This is a genomic window from Aquimarina sp. AD10 (genome assembly GCF_003443715.1).
In the GTDB taxonomy this organism is placed as follows: domain Bacteria; phylum Bacteroidota; class Bacteroidia; order Flavobacteriales; family Flavobacteriaceae; genus Aquimarina; species Aquimarina aggregata.
Window position 1 is genome coordinate 460,001 of the sequence record NZ_CP031965.1, and the last position, 19,951, is coordinate 479,951.

General features: G+C 31.4%; 24 protein-coding genes. 7 read left to right on the forward strand and 17 right to left on the reverse strand.

Going from position 1 to position 19,951, the window contains the following annotated elements:
* Nucleotides 1-26: 26 nt before the first annotated feature.
* The 5 genes from D1816_RS01640 to D1816_RS01660 form a co-directional block, all read right to left on the reverse strand.
* On the reverse strand, nucleotides 27-827 hold the full coding sequence (locus D1816_RS01640; RefSeq protein ID WP_066313091.1) for a hypothetical protein: 801 nt from the start codon (nucleotides 825-827) through the stop codon (nucleotides 27-29).
* Nucleotides 828-987: 160 nt separating this feature from the next.
* Nucleotides 988-3,201: an ATP-binding protein gene (locus tag D1816_RS01645; protein ID WP_118500922.1), complete on the reverse strand. Its 2,214-nt coding sequence runs from the start codon at nucleotides 3,199-3,201 to the stop codon at nucleotides 988-990.
* 261 nt (nucleotides 3,202-3,462) lie between these two features.
* Complete coding sequence (locus D1816_RS01650; protein WP_118500923.1) at nucleotides 3,463-3,891, reverse strand: DUF4268 domain-containing protein; 429 nt, start codon at nucleotides 3,889-3,891, stop codon at nucleotides 3,463-3,465.
* Nucleotide 3,892: 1 nt separating this feature from the next.
* Nucleotides 3,893-4,570 (reverse strand): ZIP family metal transporter, encoded by a 678-nt coding sequence (locus D1816_RS01655; RefSeq protein ID WP_066313083.1) that lies wholly within the window; start codon nucleotides 4,568-4,570, stop codon nucleotides 3,893-3,895.
* Nucleotides 4,570-5,301 (reverse strand): bifunctional 2-polyprenyl-6-hydroxyphenol methylase/3-demethylubiquinol 3-O-methyltransferase UbiG, encoded by a 732-nt coding sequence (locus D1816_RS01660; RefSeq protein ID WP_066313080.1) that lies wholly within the window; start codon nucleotides 5,299-5,301, stop codon nucleotides 4,570-4,572. The genes D1816_RS01655 and D1816_RS01660 overlap by 1 nt, the downstream gene beginning before the upstream one ends.
* Nucleotides 5,302-5,427: 126 nt before the next feature.
* On the opposite strand from D1816_RS01660, the gene D1816_RS01665 reads away from it, so the two are divergent.
* Nucleotides 5,428-6,570 (forward strand): class I SAM-dependent RNA methyltransferase, encoded by a 1,143-nt coding sequence (locus D1816_RS01665; RefSeq protein ID WP_118500924.1) that lies wholly within the window; start codon nucleotides 5,428-5,430, stop codon nucleotides 6,568-6,570.
* Nucleotides 6,571-6,586: 16 nt separating this feature from the next.
* Here the strand turns inward: D1816_RS01665 and D1816_RS01670 are convergent, their stop codons facing one another.
* The 3 genes from D1816_RS01670 to rlmD are packed head-to-tail and all read right to left on the reverse strand — an operon-like array spanning nucleotide 6,587 to nucleotide 9,215.
* Nucleotides 6,587-7,300, reverse strand: coding sequence for a DUF6048 family protein (locus D1816_RS01670; protein ID WP_066313076.1), 714 nt, complete (start codon nucleotides 7,298-7,300; stop codon nucleotides 6,587-6,589).
* Entirely contained in the window at nucleotides 7,266-7,802 is a 537-nt protein-coding gene (locus D1816_RS01675; RefSeq protein WP_118500925.1) for a DUF6452 family protein, read from the reverse strand. Before D1816_RS01675 ends, D1816_RS01670 begins: the two co-directional genes overlap by 35 nt.
* Before the next feature lie 3 nt (nucleotides 7,803-7,805).
* Nucleotides 7,806-9,215: a 23S rRNA (uracil(1939)-C(5))-methyltransferase RlmD gene (rlmD, locus tag D1816_RS01680; RefSeq protein ID WP_118500926.1), complete on the reverse strand. Its 1,410-nt coding sequence runs from the start codon at nucleotides 9,213-9,215 to the stop codon at nucleotides 7,806-7,808.
* A 115-nt stretch (nucleotides 9,216-9,330) separates the two neighbouring features.
* Here rlmD and D1816_RS01685 point away from each other — a divergent pair, with 115 nt between their 5' ends.
* The 3 genes from D1816_RS01685 to rocD all read left to right on the forward strand — a co-directional run bounded on the left by D1816_RS01685 (nucleotide 9,331) and on the right by rocD (nucleotide 11,661).
* Nucleotides 9,331-9,891 carry an RNA polymerase sigma factor gene (locus D1816_RS01685; RefSeq protein ID WP_118500927.1) on the forward strand — a complete coding sequence of 187 codons (561 nt, stop codon included), beginning with the start codon at nucleotides 9,331-9,333 and terminating at the stop codon, nucleotides 9,889-9,891.
* Nucleotides 9,881-10,267, forward strand: a complete 387-nt coding sequence (locus D1816_RS01690) for a DUF6768 family protein (protein ID WP_118500928.1) — start codon at nucleotides 9,881-9,883, stop codon at nucleotides 10,265-10,267. Before D1816_RS01685 ends, D1816_RS01690 begins: the two co-directional genes overlap by 11 nt.
* 116 nt (nucleotides 10,268-10,383) lie before the next feature.
* The gene (gene rocD / locus D1816_RS01695) at nucleotides 10,384-11,661 is read left to right on the forward strand and encodes an ornithine--oxo-acid transaminase (RefSeq protein ID WP_118500929.1); all 1,278 of its coding nucleotides are present in this window, start codon (nucleotides 10,384-10,386) and stop codon (nucleotides 11,659-11,661) included.
* Nucleotides 11,662-11,720: 59 nt separating this feature from the next.
* Here rocD and D1816_RS25510 read toward each other — a convergent pair whose 3' ends face one another.
* The 6 genes from D1816_RS25510 to D1816_RS01720 form a co-directional block, all read right to left on the reverse strand.
* A complete protein-coding gene (locus D1816_RS25510) occupies nucleotides 11,721-11,891 on the reverse strand; it encodes a hypothetical protein (protein ID WP_158597789.1) in 171 nt (56 codons plus the stop codon).
* 17 nt (nucleotides 11,892-11,908) lie between these two features.
* Entirely contained in the window at nucleotides 11,909-12,115 is a 207-nt protein-coding gene (locus tag D1816_RS01700) for a hypothetical protein (protein WP_118500930.1), read from the reverse strand.
* Between the two features lie 193 nt (nucleotides 12,116-12,308).
* Nucleotides 12,309-12,617, reverse strand: coding sequence for a CCC motif membrane protein (locus D1816_RS01705; RefSeq protein ID WP_066313059.1), 309 nt, complete (start codon nucleotides 12,615-12,617; stop codon nucleotides 12,309-12,311).
* A 5-nt stretch (nucleotides 12,618-12,622) separates the two neighbouring features.
* Nucleotides 12,623-12,916 carry a DUF2752 domain-containing protein gene (locus tag D1816_RS26255; protein WP_118500931.1) on the reverse strand — a complete coding sequence of 98 codons (294 nt, stop codon included), beginning with the start codon at nucleotides 12,914-12,916 and terminating at the stop codon, nucleotides 12,623-12,625.
* A 67-nt stretch (nucleotides 12,917-12,983) separates the two neighbouring features.
* A complete protein-coding gene (locus D1816_RS01715; RefSeq protein ID WP_066313056.1) occupies nucleotides 12,984-13,313 on the reverse strand; it encodes a CCC motif membrane protein in 330 nt (109 codons plus the stop codon).
* 12 nt (nucleotides 13,314-13,325) lie between these two features.
* Nucleotides 13,326-13,598: a DUF2752 domain-containing protein gene (locus tag D1816_RS01720; RefSeq protein ID WP_066313054.1), complete on the reverse strand. Its 273-nt coding sequence runs from the start codon at nucleotides 13,596-13,598 to the stop codon at nucleotides 13,326-13,328.
* Nucleotides 13,599-13,721: 123 nt separating this feature from the next.
* On the opposite strand from D1816_RS01720, the gene D1816_RS01725 reads away from it, so the two are divergent.
* Both D1816_RS01725 and D1816_RS01730 read left to right on the forward strand, forming a co-directional pair.
* Nucleotides 13,722-13,916: a hypothetical protein gene (locus tag D1816_RS01725; RefSeq protein ID WP_118500932.1), complete on the forward strand. Its 195-nt coding sequence runs from the start codon at nucleotides 13,722-13,724 to the stop codon at nucleotides 13,914-13,916.
* A 2-nt stretch (nucleotides 13,917-13,918) separates the two neighbouring features.
* Nucleotides 13,919-14,467: a DNA mismatch repair protein MutS gene (locus D1816_RS01730; protein WP_118500933.1), complete on the forward strand. Its 549-nt coding sequence runs from the start codon at nucleotides 13,919-13,921 to the stop codon at nucleotides 14,465-14,467.
* 10 nt (nucleotides 14,468-14,477) lie between these two features.
* Here D1816_RS01730 and D1816_RS01735 read toward each other — a convergent pair whose 3' ends face one another.
* Together D1816_RS01735 and D1816_RS01740 are read right to left on the reverse strand one after the other, a co-directional pair.
* Nucleotides 14,478-15,005: a hypothetical protein gene (locus D1816_RS01735; RefSeq protein ID WP_120702460.1), complete on the reverse strand. Its 528-nt coding sequence runs from the start codon at nucleotides 15,003-15,005 to the stop codon at nucleotides 14,478-14,480.
* Between the two features lie 13 nt (nucleotides 15,006-15,018).
* Nucleotides 15,019-16,050, reverse strand: coding sequence for a hypothetical protein (locus D1816_RS01740; protein WP_118500935.1), 1,032 nt, complete (start codon nucleotides 16,048-16,050; stop codon nucleotides 15,019-15,021).
* A gap of 265 nt (nucleotides 16,051-16,315) precedes the next feature.
* On the opposite strand from D1816_RS01740, the gene D1816_RS01745 reads away from it, so the two are divergent.
* Nucleotides 16,316-17,464 (forward strand): cysteine desulfurase family protein, encoded by a 1,149-nt coding sequence (locus tag D1816_RS01745; protein WP_118500936.1) that lies wholly within the window; start codon nucleotides 16,316-16,318, stop codon nucleotides 17,462-17,464.
* Nucleotides 17,465-17,469: 5 nt separating this feature from the next.
* Here D1816_RS01745 and D1816_RS01750 read toward each other — a convergent pair whose 3' ends face one another.
* Nucleotides 17,470-19,944: a carboxypeptidase-like regulatory domain-containing protein gene (locus tag D1816_RS01750; RefSeq protein WP_118500937.1), complete on the reverse strand. Its 2,475-nt coding sequence runs from the start codon at nucleotides 19,942-19,944 to the stop codon at nucleotides 17,470-17,472.
* Between the last annotated feature and the right edge of the window lie 7 nt (nucleotides 19,945-19,951).

A 19,951-nucleotide genomic window follows, 5' to 3' on the forward strand; every position in this document is an offset into this window, starting at 1 on the left:
TTTTATATGATTTTTGATTATATATTTTACCCTCTACATCCTCGAATAACTCCAAAAATGTAATCATCGGCAGCTTCGTTAAACTCATCACCACAGTTACGATCACTACCGCCACCACTTGCATTGTTTACATTACTGCATTGGTCATGATCCATACAATCTTTGGTCCATGCACTTGGAATCCACCATCTACCGCAATCACCACCACATCTACCCATACATCCATAGTTCGCTCTAGGCTTACTTCCAACTTTTACTCTATCACGATGATTTCCTCTTGAGTCATCATATTCGGCATTAACATAAGAGTTCTTTTTTATACAAGTAATACCTTCATTTCTACTTTTAAGATTGGTTGTGTTTAAGGGAGTTGTAACCTTTCTTTTTGAATATTGATAATTTTTAGGTGATTTGGACCAGTATTCCAGAAAACTTAAGAGCGTATACTCTGCCATCGATATATCTCCTTCCTTTGTATCTAAAAGATAATCTGCGATTGTTTTACCTAGTAAAAGTGTATGGTCTTTTTCTTGCTCTGTTAATATATTATCGTAACCATTAATACTAATACTTTCATCTTCAAAGTTTACAGAGGCTTGAATTTCTTTTTTATTAATAACTAAAGAAACATTAAATAGTAGTTCTGATTTTGCAATTATAGAGTATGATATTACAGAGTTATCAATAGTGGTTTTACCATAAAATGCATCCTCGTTTTGTTGTTCAATACCTATTTCCTGTGCCTCAGGGCTAACAGAATTTGTTGTACATTTTGTAAAAGCGAATACTAGTAGCAATAGAGATATTGCCCTTTTAAGAAATTTCATAAGTGTTGAGTTTGTATTAATTATTCTTAAAAATAACAAATAATATAACAAAAACTTAAATTATAGTTAATATAATTAAGAATATGATATTTTAAATATCAACAAACAAACTTGATTTGTAAGGAGTATATAGGTCAAAAAAGACTAGTGTACTCAGTTTTTAAGAAGCCTTAGAAATAGTGGTAGTTATAAGGGATTCTATTTTTATAAAAAATTCTTCCTTTTTGTAAGGCTTCCTCATATAATCACTAAAACCAGAATCAGGATTCAGTATTTGATTTATAGTATCTTTAGTGTCCGAGGCTGTCAGAGCAATGATTGGTATATCAAGATTAAATTCTCTTATTTTTTTTGTTGACTCAATACCACCCATTTTGGGCATGTTGAGATCCATTAAAATAAGATCGTAAGTATTGTTTTTTACCATATCAATGGCAATAAGGCCATTATCTGCAATTTCAGAACTATAACCTCTAGTTTTCAGAATGTTTTGTGTTACTATTTGGTTTATTTTGTTATCCTCAACCACTAGAATATTATAATCTTCATTATTTTTTAAGGAAATGAAAGTTTGCGGAACGTCTTTTTCGATTTTTTCTTCTTTGGATTGATTAATTTCAAATGGAATAGTGAAATAGAATGTAGATCCTTTTCCTAATTCGCTTTTTAGTTTAATCTCACCTCCATGTAGGTTTACTAATTTTTTTACAATATTTAACCCTAGACCGGTTCCGTTAGTATGGTCTTTGGAACTTGCCTGGGAAAATTTTTCAAATATTATTTCTTGTTTATCCGCAGGAATTCCTCTTCCATCATCCCTTATTTCAAATGTGATATCTACTTTGTTTTGTGTAATCACAGGGTTTTTAAAGTTTAACCAAATATTTCCATTTTGAGTAAATTTATTAGCATTACTAATAAGATTAATAAAAATTTGAGATAACCTTACAGAATCTCCTATTAGCATTGTCGGAATAGAAGAGTCAAAATTTAGATGTAGTGTATTTCCGTTTTTTTCAGCTTGATACTCAAATGAATTTTTAATGTCGTCTGCTAGACTTTTTATATTGTAAGTTGATTTATCTAGACTTATTTCGTAAGACTCCATTTTAGTGACTTGAAGTACATCATTAATAAGATTCAGAAGATGGTCTGCAGAAAACTTCATGAGCTTAATAAATTTGTGATTTTCTTCATCGTGGATTCTTTCCATTAGTATAGATGACAAACCTATTACTCCATATAAAGGTGTTCTAAGTTCGTGACTAACGGTAGATATAAATTTGGTTTTTACAGCAGCTAAGCGATCAGATTTTTCTTTCGAAATTTTAAGTTCTTTATTTCTTAATGCTAATGATTCTCCAAGTACTTTTGTTTTTTTATGATTATAGATAAAAAAACAAAATAATATTAAACATAATAAAAGTAATGAAAGCGTAAATATTGATATGGTTTTGGATTGTTGTGCTTTTTGGGTTTCAATAGTATTTTTTTCTTCACTTACAATTAATTGTTTTTTAAATTGATTTGCCTCTAGCTTTTCATTTTCAAGTGCAGTTTGATGATGTTTAGTGTATTTTTTTAGAATAACATAGGCTTTGTCTTCTCTGCCTATTTTGATTAATAGTTCTTCGTATTTTTGATAAATAATCATCGCTTGACGGTACAATTGATTTTTTTCGGCAATAGACGCAGCTACTTCAAAATATTTAATTGCTTGACTATAATGTCTATTACCATCATAGTATTCACCAAAACTAGTATACGTGATTGCTAATTTTGATGCATGTTGTTGATTACTACTAAAGAATTTTTTGCACTTTTCTAACAACTTATAGGCCTTTCTGTAGTGTTTGGTTTTTATATAGATATTAGCAAGATTTAACTCAAGAATATGTTGAGAATAATCATTTAAATCCTCAGAGTTTTCATAGATATATTTTATTCTTTTAAGAGCTCGTCCTGGTTTATTAAATCCATTTAAATATACTAATGCTATATTGTTGTTTATATCTATAGCCAATTCTGAAAAGCCCTTAAGTTCTTTTACAAAGAGATCAGCTATTTTGTAGTTTTCGAGTGCTAATTTATATTCTTTTGATGAAAAGTAAACTTTGCCAAGTAGATTGTATAAACTTCCTTTTAGGTAATATTCTTGTTTAGTGTTGAATTTTTCTGAAACATCTATAATTGTTTCAATAATCATAAGGCTATTCGCTCTTCCAATAGAATTTAGATGTTCTTCGGTATGAATAATTGCACTTTCTAATTCAGAAAATGACATTTCTTCATATTGTTGAGCTGTAGTGATAGAAAAAAATAGATGTATCCATATAAAGCATATATGATGCTTCTTAATTTTAAGACTATTCATTTTTTAATTCAGATTTGGGGCACGTAAATATATTCAAAAAATATTAAATATTAGATAAAATACATAAAAAACATGATGAATAACCGTAATATTTAGATTTTTAACGTAAATAATGTAGGATTTAAGCTTCTTTTGAGTTAGGGAAAGCAAAATCTAGTGTTACCAAATGATAGACAACTTGTAATCTTATAATCTATTGTTTATAAATATATACGAACTGTAAATGAAGAAGAGATGAAAATTAAATTTTCAATAAACTGTTTAGCTTTTAATGTAATCTGAATATTCAATAAAGAATTCTTCAAGTTTTGTCATGTTTTGAGATAAAAATTGCATGGTTTTCTCCCAGGTATTCCTGTTATGAATACTTACATTATCTAATACGACATAAACACGTGAAATAACTTTTTCGTTATCCAATTGGTAGTTTTGATCATAAATAATGTCAGAAATATATTCTGAAATTAATATATTTTTTAGACTTACTAGTTTATCGTAGTAATACTCTTTAATAATTTCATCATACGGTTCTACGTCTATAGATACCAGAGCTTTTTTGGTTGTAAATGTAAATTTTAAGGATAAATCTTTGATTTTGGTGTTGTACAGAACCCATTTTTTTGGATATTCCTTGCCAAAACTTGTCCAGAATTCTTGACGTATTTGTTTTGATTCGTCCTTGCTAAACATATTAAATAATATATGCGGTGGCTGTTGCTGCTAGAATAACTAACAGTTTGGTAATATTAAATTTATGCCCTTCATTACTTTCAAAAAGTATGGTAGTTGAGACATGCAAAAATATTCCTATTACCAAAGCATTTATTTCTCTATAATATTGTAGAATAGCTTCAAAGTTTTCACTAATAAATGTTCCTAAAGGAGTCATTAATGCAAAAATAACCAATGTAATAATAACGACTGACTTTTTTATTTTTGTATTTAGTAAAAAAGTGGATAAAATCATCGCTATTGGAATTTTATGAATGATTATTCCAGCTAAGACACCATCATTATGATGTATAGGGAATCCCTCTAACAATGCATGTAAGCCTAAGCTAATAAAAAGTACAGTAGGAAGTTGATTAGTTTCTTTATTTAGATGAATATGACCATGTTCGGCTCCTTTAGAGAAATACTCTAATATTTTTTGTAACAAAACTCCAATCATTATCCATACTCCAGTTCGTTTTGCAAAGGGGTTGTCTTCAAAAACTTCCGGTAGTAAATTAAAAATTGTGATCGCTAATAGAAAAGCACCACTAAAAGCTAATAGTAGTTTTAGATTTTTCTGATTAGAGGGTTTGAAAATAAAAACAATCAATGCTCCTATGAAAACGGCTGCTATGGATAAAATATAATTATACACTACTTAAATATCAGTATAAGTCTAGTTGAAGTCTTTTTGTTAAACTTTTGTAATTGATAATCACCAAAAACATCCAGTAGGTTTACGTCGGCTTGGTCGAAATAATTTTCAAAGTCTGACATGGTAATAGCTTTAACACGTTCGGTAAAGAAGAAATCTTCATTATTGTCATTAAATCTAATTTCTTTATAAATATAACCGTCTTCTAAGAATCGTTTTATTTTAAACTTAATGCCATTGACTTCTTTTACCTCTTCAGGAACCAGATTTTCAATAACATATTCTGAATTCATAAAATCTATTACACCAAAGCCATGATCGTTAAGATCTGATTTAATAGCTTTAATAGTATTTAGATTATCTTCTTCCTTATCAAAATACCCAAAACTAGTAAATAAGTTAAAAACAGCAGAAAACTTTTCACTGTAAGGTTTGCACATATCATGTACCTTAAACCTTAGAGTTTTGTTAGTATATTGAGAAGCATACTCAATACTGTTTTTAGAAAGGTCTACTCCAGTTACATCATACCCCAATGTATTAAGATATATACTATGGCGACCTTTGCCACAAGCAAGATCTAAAATTTTTTCTCCTTGTTCTAGACTAAGATAATTGGTCAGGGTATCCATAAAACTCCTAGCCTCAATGTCATTTCTGTCTTTATATAGTATATGATAGTATGGTGTGTCAAACCATGATGCATACCACATTTTTGAATCTTTTAGCATAAGGCGCAAAATTAATGTATTTTTGCGGTTTAATTACAGAAGAAGTTTACACTTTTTACAGTACCAATTATAAAATTTGTAAACCACTTTACTTTGAATCAATAAATAGTGAACAATTCATTTAAAATGGTAGCCAAAACCCTTTTCGGTTTTGAAGAAGTCCTTGCTAGAGAACTTAGGCATTTAGGAGCTCAAAAAGTACAGATAGGCAACCGAATGGTTAGTTTTTATGGTGATACAGGGTTTATGTATAAAGCGAACTTATGTTTAAGAACTGCAATTAAAATACTAAAACCAATAACTTCTGGAAGAGTACGAAATGAAAAAGATTTATATAATTTTATTCAACGTACAAAATGGGAGGAGTATCTAAGTAACCATGATACTTTTGCAATTCATGCTACTGTTAATTCAACTATTTTTAGTCACTCGCACTATATATCCTTAAAAACTAAGGATGCTATTGTCGATCAATTTAGAGAAAGAACGGGAGAAAGACCTAGTATAGAACTTGATCATCCTGATCTTGCTATAGATGTTCATATTCAGAATGACATGTGCACAGTATCCTTAGATAGTTCAGGTGGGTCATTGCATCATAGAGGATATCGAACAGCAACTAATATTGCACCTATTAATGAAGTTTTAGCAGCAGGGTTGCTATTACTTTCGGGATGGGATGGGCAATGTGACTTTTTGGACCCTATGTGTGGTAGTGGTACTATGGCTATAGAAGCGGCTATGATTGCATGTAATATCCCTGCGAATCTTAATCGTAAAGAGTTTGCTTTCGAGAAATGGTTAGATTGGGATATGGATTTGTTTGAGAAAATTGAAGAAGCATGTCTTAATAAAACCAGAGAATTTAACCATTCTATTATTGGGATGGATAGGGAATACTCTGCAGTAAGAAAAGCGAATGTAAATGTAGAAAATGCCAACCTTACTGATTTTATAAAAATCAAAGAAGGAGATTTTTTTGAAAGCAATAAAGAAGTAGAAGGACCATTACATATGATATTTAACCCACCATATGATGAGCGATTAGAAATTAATATAGAAGAGTTTTACTCTCAAATAGGGGATACGTTAAAAAAGAGTTACCCAGGAACTAATGCATGGTTTATAACAGGAAATTTAGAAGCTCTTAAACATGTAGGGTTAAGACCTTCTCGAAAGATAAAAGTATTTAACGGTAAACTTGAATCTCGCTTGGTAAAATATGAGATGTACGCAGGTAGCAAAAAAGCAAAATTTCAAAATAAATAGTTTAGCGAATAGTAGGTTAGTTCTTCCTTTTAAAAAATGGAATTAGATAACTTAACGAATACCCATAGCCTACACCTATACTATTTATGTCGTTCGTTTTTCCAAATCCAGGAATGTAGAGATTGTCAAACCTTTCTGGAGTTTTTTCGCTGACCATACTTCTTAGGGATACATTAATTCCTAAATACAAATTTGCAAAAAGTTCTGCTTTAATACCTACTACTAATTCTATCCAACTGGCTGTTAAACCATCTTCAGAAATACTATCCGTAATTCTATTTTCACCAAAAAAATTGGTTCCTGTAAAAACAGCGTACTCGTTTAGTGTTTGATCAAAGGTTGAAAAGCCATAACGCAAACCTGCATATATACTGTTTTGCATCCCGTACCAATTACTATAACTATTATAATCAGCACCAATTCTTATGTAACTACCAGAACCTTCTGCATTTACATTATCTTCTTCTCGTAATAAAGATTCGTTTCCGATCTCTGCAGCAATAAAAAACTTTTTGGAAATTCTGTAGTCTCCTACAATTTCGAAACCTTTATACTCATCTTCAGCAGCTGTTCTTATAAGTCGACCAATATCTGCACCAACTCTAAGTCCATACTTTTCTGACGGAGGCAAAGTATCTCTAGGAGAAATCTTTTTTGGCTCATCTTGTGCTTGAATTAGACAAGTAAAAAGTATATTAATGAAAAATAAGTATATGTGCTTCTGTTTCATTTGTTACGTCTTCTGTTTGTATTGTAATATTTTTAATCCAATTGGCGCCTCCTGTTTCAATAACCAAATCTCCATCGAAATCTCTAAAATTAACTTTAAATCCGCATGCACTACTTACATATTCATCATCTGTGGTATACGTAAAATTAATAGTATCTGAGTTTGAAGGAACGGGAGTGGTACCATCATTTGTTGTAATAGAATTGATTACAAATTCATAGCCTGTAGTGGTCATGTCTGTTCGTAAGGGAATAAAAATAGAATCTGTTAAAGTGGGTAATGGAAAAACAGGATCTATACCTTCACCAAGATCTCCAAGAGCTCTCACCTCTAACTCTGAAGGCGTTTTGATTTCAGTTTGGGTATCATCATCTATAAATTTGATAATTAGAAATGGAGTAGTACCATCTCCTGTACAGATATCATCTCGCTCACAACTATAGTTAAGGTTGATCATAATCATAATACCAACACAAACAAACAGGTTTTTAAATAGTTTCATGCATTATCTTTTTTCTAATAGTACTACATTTTCTACATGATATGTTTGCGGGAACATATCTACAGGTTGCACTTTAGTAACTTTGTATGTCTCATCTAATAACGCCAAATCACGTGCCTGTGTTGCACTATTACAACTTACATAAACAATTTTGTTGGGCGAAATGTTTAATAGTTGTGCAACAACGTCTTTATGCATTCCATCTCTTGGCGGATCTGTAATCACCACTTCTGGTTGTCCATGTTGGGTAATAAAATCTTTTGTAAATACTTTTTTCATATCACCAACATAAAACTCTACATTACTAATATGATTATTTTTTGCGTTCTCTTTTGCATTTTCTATAGCTTCAGGAACTGCTTCTACACCAATTACTTTTTTTGCTTTTTTGGCCACAAATTGGGCAATGGTCCCAGTACCAGTGTATAAATCATATACTAATTCTTCACCAGTTAGTTGGGCAAAATCTCGGGTAACCTTATATAACTCGTACGCTTGTTTAGAATTTGTTTGGTAAAAAGATTTGGCATTAATTCTAAATCGCAATCCTTCCATTTCTTCTTCGATATAATCTTTTCCTTTGTAGCAAATAACTTCTTGATCGTAAATAGTATCATTGCCTTTAGGGTTTACAACGTATTGTAAAGATGTAATTTCAGGGAATTCTTGAGCGAGATAATCTAATAAAAGCGTACGTTTTTCAATATCTTCTTTAAAAAACTGTACAAGAACCATTATTTCTCCTATAGAAGAGTTTCTTATCATTAGTGTTCTTAAAAGACCTTCCTGTTTTCTTGGGTTATAAAATGCAAGTTCGTTTTTTGTTGCAAATTCATTTACACTATTTCTAATAGCATTGCTAGGATCAGCTTGTAAGTGACATTGATCGATATTTAGAATCTTATCCCACATACCAGGCATATGAAATCCCAGGGCATTACGATTTTCAATTTGAGTATCGCTTTGGATTTCTTCTAAGGTTAGCCAACGACTATCACTAAATGAGAATTCCATTTTATTTCTATAGAAAAACTGCTCTGATGATCCTAGTATCGATGTAACCTCTGGTAATTCGATTTTACCCAGTCGCGTAAGATTATTTATAACTTCTTGTTGTTTGTAACCAAGTTGATGTTCATACCCCATAAACTGCCACTTACAGCCACCACAAGTTCCAAAATGTTCACATTTAGGAGCAACGCGTTTTTCAGATTGTTTATGAAATACGGTTGCTGAGCCTTCGTAAAAAGATTTCCTTTTTTTTGTAGTTTGAATATCTACAACATCTCCAGGGACTGCATTATTAATAAATATTACTTTTCCGTCAGGAGCTTTAGCTATACTTTTACCTTTAGCGCCTGCATCAATCACTTCGATATTTTCAAAGATTTGTCTTCGATTTTTTCTTGCCATAGCGCAAAAATAAGAATAGAAAACGTATTGCACTTAATTATTGAACATATCTTACAAAAGAAATATAAAAAATGAACCTATTTAAAATAGTAACGTCTATAGTATAAAGGACCTAATGATCAACACCAATAAAACATATGATTCTTTGTTGGTATTACGATACCAATCCGGAAGTAAAAAAGCATTCGCAATTCTTGTTAAAAGATGGCATGCAAAATTATGTAAACAGGCATATTGGTATACTAAAGATATAGAGGTGTCAAAAGATATTGCACAAGAGAGTTGGCGTGTCATTCTTTTAAAAATAGAGATGTTAAAGGATCCTAATAGTTTTGGGAGTTGGGCATTAATGATTGTAAATAGAAAAGCTATTGATTGGTTACGAAAACAAAACAAAGAACAAGAAAGGTTAAGAAACTATACACATTATTGTAATAATGTGGTAAATGATATTACCGAAAATGATACTCAAGAAGCTATTATAGTTTTACGAAAAGCTATAAATAAACTACCTAATACCCAACAGCAAGTATTAAACCTTTTTTATACAGAAGAGTATAGTGTAAGACAGATAAGTGAAATTATGGGCGTTTCAACAGGAACGATTAAATCTCGTTTGTTTACTGCTAGAGAAAAATTAAAGTCAATTTTAAAAAGTAAAAATCATGAAAAATAAAATGGAAGATATTGATCGATTAATAAAAGAAACGCTCTCTCGCGAAGAAGCAAAATTTTATGATGAGTTAGATGAGCAAAACCTTTTAGAAATGATAGGAGGGTTATTTAAAACAAAAAATCGATGGTTAATTGTCGTTATGAATATAGTAAATATAGTAGCATTTATTACTCTTATTTATTGCATTGTTCAATTTTTGAATACAAATACTACGGATATGTTAATTAAATGGTTTGCAGCTGGATTTGTTTGTATTACATTCATGATAATGATAAAATTATTTTCTTGGATGCAAATGGATAAAAATGCCCTATTGAGAGAAATTAAAAGGCTGGAACTTCAAATCTCATCTTTGTCCGGAAAAATACCTGAATAAGATTTTAAGGAGAAACTTATATTTAGTACTTTGCGGCTAACTTCATTAGGATGATTTCTCTCCTGAGTTATTGAATCAAAGTAGGAATTGTAAAGTTTTATTTTAATACGTGAATAATGGCAATTTTAGAGAAAAAGTCATCACAACATTCAATTGAATTAGAAGACAAGTACGGGGCACATAACTATCACCCACTACCCGTTGTTTTAAACAAAGGAGAAGGTGTATATGTTTGGGATGTAGAAGGAAAAAAGTATTATGATTTTTTAAGTGCATATTCTGCAGTGAATCAAGGGCATTGTCATCCAAAAATAGTTGGTGCTATGACGAGCCAAGCACAAACTTTGACTTTAACCTCAAGAGCATTTTACAATGACAAACTAGGAGAATACGAGAAATTTGCCAGTGAGTATTTTGGTTTTGACAAATTATTACCAATGAACACTGGTGCAGAAGCTGTAGAAACAGCTTTAAAAATTTGTAGAAAATGGGCGTACGAAGAAAAAGGTATTTCTGAAAATGAAGCACAAATTATAGTTTGTGAAAATAACTTTCATGGTAGAACGACCACAATTATTTCATTTTCTAATGACCCTATTGCCAGAAAAAACTTTGGTCCCTATACTGCGGGATTCATTAAAATAGAATATGATAATCTTAATGCTTTAGAAGTTGCTTTAGAAAATAATGCTAATGTTGCAGGTTTCTTAGTAGAACCTATACAAGGAGAAGCGGGTGTTTATGTTCCATCTGATGATTATTTAGAAAAAGCAAAGGCACTTTGTAAAAAACATAATGTACTTTTTATAGCAGATGAAGTGCAAACGGGTATTGCACGTACTGGTAGATTATTAGCCACATGTGGTGATTGTTCTTGTTCTGATAAAAATTGTTCGGGAACTCCAAATGTTAAACCAGATGTGCTGATATTAGGTAAAGCACTAAGTGGTGGTGCTTATCCTGTATCTGCAGTATTGGCAGATGATCATATTATGAAGGTTATCAAACCAGGAAATCATGGAAGTACTTTTGGTGGTAATCCTGTAGCAGCTGCAGTTGCTATTGCTGCTTTAGAAGTAGTTAGAGATGAAAAGTTAGCAGAAAATGCTTTTGTTCTGGGAGAATTGTTTAGATCTGAGTTAAATAAATATATCGAAGGATCTAAAATAGTGAACCTTGTACGAGGAAAAGGATTACTTAATGCTATTGTAATAAATGATGATGAAGAGAGTGAAACTGCTTGGAATATTTGTGTAGCTCTTAAAGAAAACGGTCTTTTAGCAAAGCCTACTCATGGTAATATTATTCGTTTTGCACCTCCTTTAGTAATGAACAAAGAACAATTATTAGAGTGTGTAGCTATTATAACAAATACATTGAAAGAGTTTGAATAGTTTTTAAATAGAAGTAAGGGAACTCAATTCAAGAATTCCCTTACTTTTCAAATATTATCTTATTGCTGATTTTCTTCTATTGCATCAAGGATACCTTCTCCAAGACCAACAAGGGCGGCATGACTTAAACTTACATACTTTAGTAATTTTCCAGCTTCTCTTAGTGCTCCTATAAGATCTCCACCATTAATAATGTTAAGTTCTTCTTGATTAAGACTTTGTAATTTCATAATTGTTTTTTTTTAGATTAATTGATTATTTCTGTTGCAATACCGTTGCCTGCTGCATATGCAGCATCGTATACTGCATCTACTGCTTTATCCCACGCTACTACAAAACCAACTATGGCTGCAGCAATACCAAGACCTGCTGAAAATCCAAAATCTCCACCATTAATATTGTTAACTTCTAAAGAGTCTAATTTCTGTACTCCAATTGTTTCTAAATTTTCCATAAAAATTTGTTCGTAATTAATAATTATTTTAAGAATATCATTTTGTGCACTTTGATTTCTTATGGCAAGATTACGAAGTTAGCGTCTCAAATTATGAGATAGAATTATGAATATAAAAAAGAGAAGAGTATACAAAAAAAGAAGCTCTTAAAAAGAGCTTCTTTTTTTTGTATATTATGTAATTAAAATATCTTTATTGATTTATAATTTCAGACCACGGCATCATAGCGCCTAAAAAGATGATATACACAGCAATAATAAGCAAGTATATTGAACTTAATATAGTACCCACTATGGCACAAATTCTACCTGCTTTTAGATTTTCATATCCAGTATATAATTCAGGATTTGCATGATATATTTCCTTGGCTTTTTTAGCAAGAACTAATGCTATGATTCCAAAAATTAACCCCAGAATCCCGTAACAAAAACAGGTTACTATAGATGCGATTCCAAATATTAAAATTAAAGTAGCATTTGGCAATTGTTGCTTGATTTCCATAAATATTAGTAGAGTTTCATAAAATAATTTACAATGATAAGTATACTATTTAAAATATAAAAATAGGTTAATATTTTAGCCCCGTTTTTAAAATTAAATAGGATATGTAATATTAGATACCCAATCATGATTAATAAGGGTAATATAGCAGGGTACATTAAAAGAGATGATATAATATCTCCTTTTAGAAGGAGAATAAAACTTCGCTGAAGACCACAACCCAGACAGTTAATATCAAGTAACTGTTTAGTTGGGCAGTATAATAAGTTAGATTCAAGAAAATCAATAAAACTTTTCATGATACTACTTCTTCTAAAATAAAAAATCCTGTCTTAAATGGACAGGATTTTTTACTAGTGTAACAAACTATTGTGCGTTACTATATCCTTGAGAAAAATCTTCAATCATTTGCTGATATCCATCTAAACCTACTGTTGATAACACATAGATACTCCAGATGAAACTAATTGCACTAAGAATTAATCCAATTATAGCTAGTATTTTTCCTGTTTTTACGTTTTGATACCCAGAGTAGATTTCTGGATTTTCAGTATACAGGGCAGTAGCTTTTTTTGCCATAATAATAGCAATAATAGCAAAAATAATTCCTAAAATTCCATAACAACAACATCCTACAATAGATAGAATACCAAAGACTAAGATTAGGGTAGAGTTAGGTAATGTCTGTTTTTCCATAATTTAAATTGATTAGTTAAAAATTAAATTCATTTTTACAACATAACTTACAATCATAGTAACTGCAGTTAAAATCATAAGGGTCACTTTAATGTACCAATCATTTTTAAATTGTACAAAAAAGTTAAAACCAATAAATATAAGTGATAATAATAAAGGATATATCGCAGGATACATGTAAAATGCGTCTATAAATTCTCCTTTAAATAGAAGAGAAATTGATCTTTGCATACCACAACCTAAACAATCAACACCAAATAGTTTCTTGTTTAAGCAAGGGAGCATATACTTTTCCAAAGGCAAAAATTTTCTGTTTCGTTTGTGCAATATACATAATTAAGTTATTTCTGCTGTTTTTCACCTAGAAATTCTAATATTTGATACTTTTGCAAAATCAATTATTCAAAAATGAAAAAAATAATAAGTGTAGTCCTAATTGCGATTGGAGCAATAGCTTTACTCTCAGAAATAGCTACAAGTACAAAGAACTATTATATACAAATTGTAGGAGTAATTGCATTAATGTTGGGGGTGTTTATGGTTAATTCTAAGGTGAATTCTAAGACCAAACACGTTCAAGATGAATATTTTGAAGAAGAATAAGTATGATTACTATTGGAGACATGGTGTCTGTATTAGATGAACCCATAACTGGCAGGGTTTTAAATATTAAAGACAGTGAGGTGGTTATTGAAACTGAGGATGGTTTTGATATGACATTTCATATTAAAGAGGTTGTAAAGGTTCAATCAGGAGAAATGGTTATTCCTTCTTATGATGAAATACATAAGAACCTTCAGGAAAAAGATGTCTTTAAGAAAAAACCAAAACGACCAATTCAACGACCAAAAGAGAGAAGTGTACCGGCTATGGAAGTGGATTTACATATTCATAAACTAGTAAAATCTACTAAAGGTATGGCAAATCATGATATGATTATTTTGCAACTAGATACCGCAAAGAGACAGCTTGATTTTGCAATCCATAAAAGAATACCTAAAGTGATTTTTATTCACGGAGTTGGTCAAGGGGTGCTTAAAGAAGAATTAAAGTACTTATTTGGGAGATACGACAATGTTAGAGTTTCTGATGCGGATTATAAAAAATACGGTCTAGGTGCGATGGAAATCTATATTATTCAAAATCCAAGATAGTGCGTTTGTATTATGGTTTTGGAATTGTAAATTGATCAGTTCCTAAATTGAAAACTTCTTGTCGTAGTTCTATATCTTCACCTTCAAAAGTAACACTAGAAAACATAAAATTTCTATCATAAACAATTTCAGTATCCGTTTCTGATGCTATAGTGTAGTTTATAGATAAGGTTCCGTTATTACTTATTAGTTCTTGAGTCACGTTAACATTAGCAGGTGGTATACTTGCGCAAAAATATGTAGCATTAATTGCAGTGTCAAATTGTCTTGAGATTAATAAGTTGGTTGTGGTGTTTAATTGAATTGTTAAGGGTACAGTGATATCCGCAGGAACTGTATTGAGTTCAAAAGTAGTACTAGTAAAACTTAATGATATTGCCTGATTAATCGCACTATCTATTTTAAAAATCACAAAGTTATCGCCATTAGAACAGTTTTGTAATGGAGCAGTAAAATTAATGTTGTTTTCAATTATGTCACCTTCACTACAACCAATAATCATTAAAATTAAACTAAAGAGGTAAAATGATTTTTTCATGTTTTTATGATTATTATTCTAATAGGTTCCTAGTTACTTCAACATCTCTTGTTCCAAAAATATCGTTTTCGAAATTTTGTTCATTACCATCAAACATCATATTCGTAATTCTGATTATGGTTCTAAATGTAGTTCTTACTGTGCTGTTAGCTAGACTGGGAGTAGCTGTATCATTTCTTTCTGTAGAATCAGCATCAAGATAATTATCAATACCATCTTCGTCACTATCGTCATCTCTGGGATTATTATTTCCTATAGAGCCATCTGCATTAACGGTTAGATCTTCATTAATAGTTGGAATACCATCAGCATCATCATCATCATCTAAATAATCTGGAATCATATCACCATCCGTATCCTGAAATACATTATTATTTGCGGTTAAATTTCCTAATTCGGCACTAGTTAGTACATTGTCATTGTCGTCATCTTGATCTTTAAAGTTAGGTAAGCCATCTCCGTCGGCATCAAATATTTTTTCTAGGGTATCACAAATGCCATCATCATTTACATCTGGACAAGAGGGAGCAGTGCCACTTCCATTATTTTTACTGTCTTGGTAATTTGGTATTCCATTACCATCGATATCTGCAGTGGGATCAATTCCACCTGATTCTTCTATAGGATCTACACCATCTTGATCATCTTCAGCGACAATTTCAGTTGTGATTGCTGCATTTCCAGAAGTAGCGATAAGCTCATCTGTTACTCTTATTGAGCTAGAAGGTATATTTGCACAATAGTAATCACTTGTAACGGTAACATTAAATTTTCTGTAAATTAAACCATTAGATTCTCCTGTAGCTAAGTCTATATTTATAGGCATTTCCGAAACAACATTTTCTTGATATGCTCCTATAAAATTAAAGGATATTGCTTCATTATTTGTAGGATTAATTTTAAAAAACACAAATTCGTTTTCTTCTGCTCCGCTACAAACTTGAAGAGCCACATCGTCAAACTCAAAACTGGTGACAATAATGTCTCCGTCATCACATGAGACTATAGATACTAAAGAAAAAATAAGAAAAAACAACTTTTTCACACGTTCAAAATTTATGAATTATTAGACTAGACATTACATACTTTCATTCTAAAGACGAAAGAAAATATAAAATGTTTTTATCAATGTATTTTTTAACATTATTTGACAAAAATAAAGTAATTGAAAGATTATAACGTATGTGCTCTAAAATAATTTCAATTAACTATTTTTGTAACCATAAAAATTACGAATATTGTAATAGATTCAATTCGTTGTTATGAATACCTTTTATTTTTCTTATTAAGCTTCTAATTATTTGATTTTTATGCAAAAAGTTTATTTTGATAGTGCCGCAACAACAAAGGTAAGACCAGAGGTTATTACCAAAATGGTATCAGTTTTGGAAGAAGATTTTGGAAACCCTTCTTCGACTCATGGTTTTGGTCGTTCTGCCAAGAATCATATCGAACAAGCTCGTAAAAATATCGCTAATTATTTAGGTGTTAGGGCATCAGAGATTATTTTTACTTCAGGAGGTACAGAAGCGGATAATTTGGTACTACATAGTGCTGTTCGTGATTTAGGAGTAAAACACATTATTACTTCTAAAATAGAACATCATGCAGTTTTACATACTGTACAGGAAATAGAGTCTTTTACAGGAGTAGAGGTAAGTTATGTAAATATTACAGAAAAAGGTGCTATTGACTATACTCATTTAGAAACGTTATTAAATAGTTCTCAAGAAAAGGCTTTAGTTAGTCTTATGCACGTTAATAATGAAGTTGGTACTTTATTAGATATTGATAGAGTAGGTGATTTGTGTAAAACACATGATGCCCTTTTTCATAGTGATATGGTACAATCTATTGGGCATTTAGAAGTAAAACTAAATGAACTAAATGTAGATTTTACAGCAGTAAGTGCACATAAATTTCATGGTCCAAAAGGGGTTGGTTTCGCATATATTAGAAAAAATTCTGGATTAAAACCTTTGATTTTTGGAGGAGAACAGGAGAGAGGGTATCGCGCGGGTACAGAAAGTGTTCATAATATTGCAGGAATGGATGAAGCGCTGCGTCTGGCCTACGAAAACCTAGACGAAGAAAAGGCTTATGTATTAGACTTAAAAAAATATTTCATAGATGTATTAAAAAAAGATATTCCTGGAGTTAAATTTAATGCTAGTTGTTGTGATCATGATTACAGTACGTATACTTTAATTAATGTTTGTTTACCAGTTTCTCAAGAAAAAGCAGGGATATTATTATTTCATTTAGATATTAATGGAATTGCTTGTTCTAAAGGTAGTGCTTGCCAAAGTGGCAGTAGTAAAGGGTCGCATGTGTTAACCGAGATTTTATCTCCTGAGGATTTAGAAAAACCATCTGTTCGTTTTTCTTTTTCAAAATACAACACCAAAGATGAAATAGATTATGTTGTTGATGTATTAAAGAAATTTATGAATGAATAGAAATATTAAAATTTCATTCCTAGACGTACATTGAATACGCGAGGAGTTAAAAAATTAGGAACAGCAAATTGCTGCTGACTAGATGCATCACGCACAAATGTATTTGTTATAGCATTTTGAGAATCAAATAGGTTATAAATTACAAAACCAAGGCTTAATTCTTTAAAATTGTTAAAGAAACTTCCTTGGGATAATCGTTTGTCACTATCTACTACAATATATGAAATTCCTAAATCAGCTCTTCGATAATCTCTTAGTCTTGATTGATCTGCAAAATCATATGGATCTGCAAAACCGGGCGAACCACTAGGTAACCCTGTTTGATATACCATGTTTAAATACATTTTTAGGCTTGGTATAGTAGGAACGTAGTCCTGAAAAAGGACACCAACTTTTAAACGCTGATCTGTTGGTCTTGGGATGTAACCTCGATTATCTATATTTTCTTCGGTTTTTAAATAACCAATACTTACCCAGCTTTCAGTTCCTGGAACAAATTCACCATTCAGACGTAAATCTAAGCCATAGGCAAATGCTTCAGCATTATTATTAGCACGATACCGTATTCTAACATTTTCGATAGTATATGGGTTTACATCTGTTAGTTTTTTATAATACCCTTCTGATGACAGAACGAAAGGGCGTTTCCAAAGTTTAAAACTATAATCATGGCCAAGTACTGCGTGGATAGATTGCTGTGCTTTGACTTCGGGAACTACAACTCCAAATTGATTTCGTAGCTCTCTGTAAAATGGCGGTTGATGATACCATCCTCCTGACAGTCTAAAAATCATATTTTGTTTCCAATTTGGTTTTATGGCAAATTGTGCACGCGGGCTAAATACTATTTGAGAATCACTACTCTCTACAGTAGGTCCCGAAATATTCCAGTTGTGTGCTCGAACTCCTATATTTGTCCAAATCTCATGATCGTTAATAGAAGAACGTAGGTTGTATTGTGCATATCCTGAAATTCGATCAATTTTGGCATTATTAATAGCTCTTACACTCTCGAAAGGTACAATAGGAGAGGCAAAAGGAGTACGAGGTTCATCATTTCGAATATCTAGAATAATAGGTCGCAATGAGAAACCAGCAGAGTCGATAATCTCGAATTCCTCTAAACGATCTCTAATATCTTCAGAAGTATATTTGATACCCCAATCAAACTGATGTTGATCCTGAATATAAGTTCCTTTATGTTCTGCATTTACAATTACAGCATCCAAATCATTACGAGCATGCGTTAATTGTGAACCTACTCCTTCACTAAATTCGATTTCTCCTACATTTTCACTTCCAATATCCGTGTTTACTGTTCCTAGTGCATAATTTGCAAAAATATCAAAATGCTCTTGCTCTTGGGTTTGATAAGCAGATGCTATAAACTTTAAGGTTAGATTTTCGTTAGGTCTATACGTTCCTTTAAGTGCTCCAAAATAAGTTTCGTACTTATCATTTTCTTGACCTTGATATGAAACCGTTAATGCTTGTACAAATTGTAAGGTACCAAAATTTACCTGTTCAGTTAATGGTTCGTAGTCGTATGTGTTTAAAGCCAAATTTCCTAAAAAACCTAATTCAAATTTATCTGTAACATTGTAAGATATATATGTCTGAATATCCGCAAAACTAGGTTTAAAATTAACTTCAGTATTTCGGGAGTTTACCAATAAACTATTGTCTCTATATCTTAAACCGATAATAGCTGCTAACTTTTTACTTTTAGATATACCTCCGGCAGATACACTTGCTCCTAACAAGCTTAAATCTGCTGTAGCTCCTAGTTTTGTAGGTCTTTTGTACGTAATGTCAAGCACAGATGATAGTTTATCTCCATATTTAGATTGAAACCCTCCTGCAGAAAAATCAACATTACGAACCAGATCAGTATTAACAAAGCTTAGTCCTTCTTGTTGTCCAGATCTAATTAGAAAAGGCCTGTATACTTCAATTTCGTTAACATAAACAAGATTTTCATCAAAATTACCACCTCTTACCACATATTGAGTACTTAATTCATTATTAGAACTTACCCCAGGTAAACTTTTAAGTAAACCCTCGACACCTGCATTTGCAGAAGGTGTAGCTCGTATAGTTTCTGGGTCTAAAATAGTGATTCCTTGTACCGTTTTTCTTTCCCTACCGGATATAACGACTTCACTTATTTGTTCTATACTTGTTTTTAAAACCGGATTAAGTTCATATTCTTGATTTTCATCAAGTTTGATGATGAATCGAAGGTTTTTTAAGCTTATATGTGAAATATTTACTTGAATCTCTTGATTTGCAGGTATAGTTAATTCATAAACACCATTTTTGTCGGATTGTGTACCAGAGTTATCATAAGATATGTTTGCTCCTGCTATAGGTGTATTATTTTCATCTAAAACAACCCCTTTTAGTGTGGCCGTTTGTGCTGTTGAATAAATGCTCGCAAAGAGTAATGGGATCAGAAAAAGGAAAAATTGATTTTTCAAGAATTAA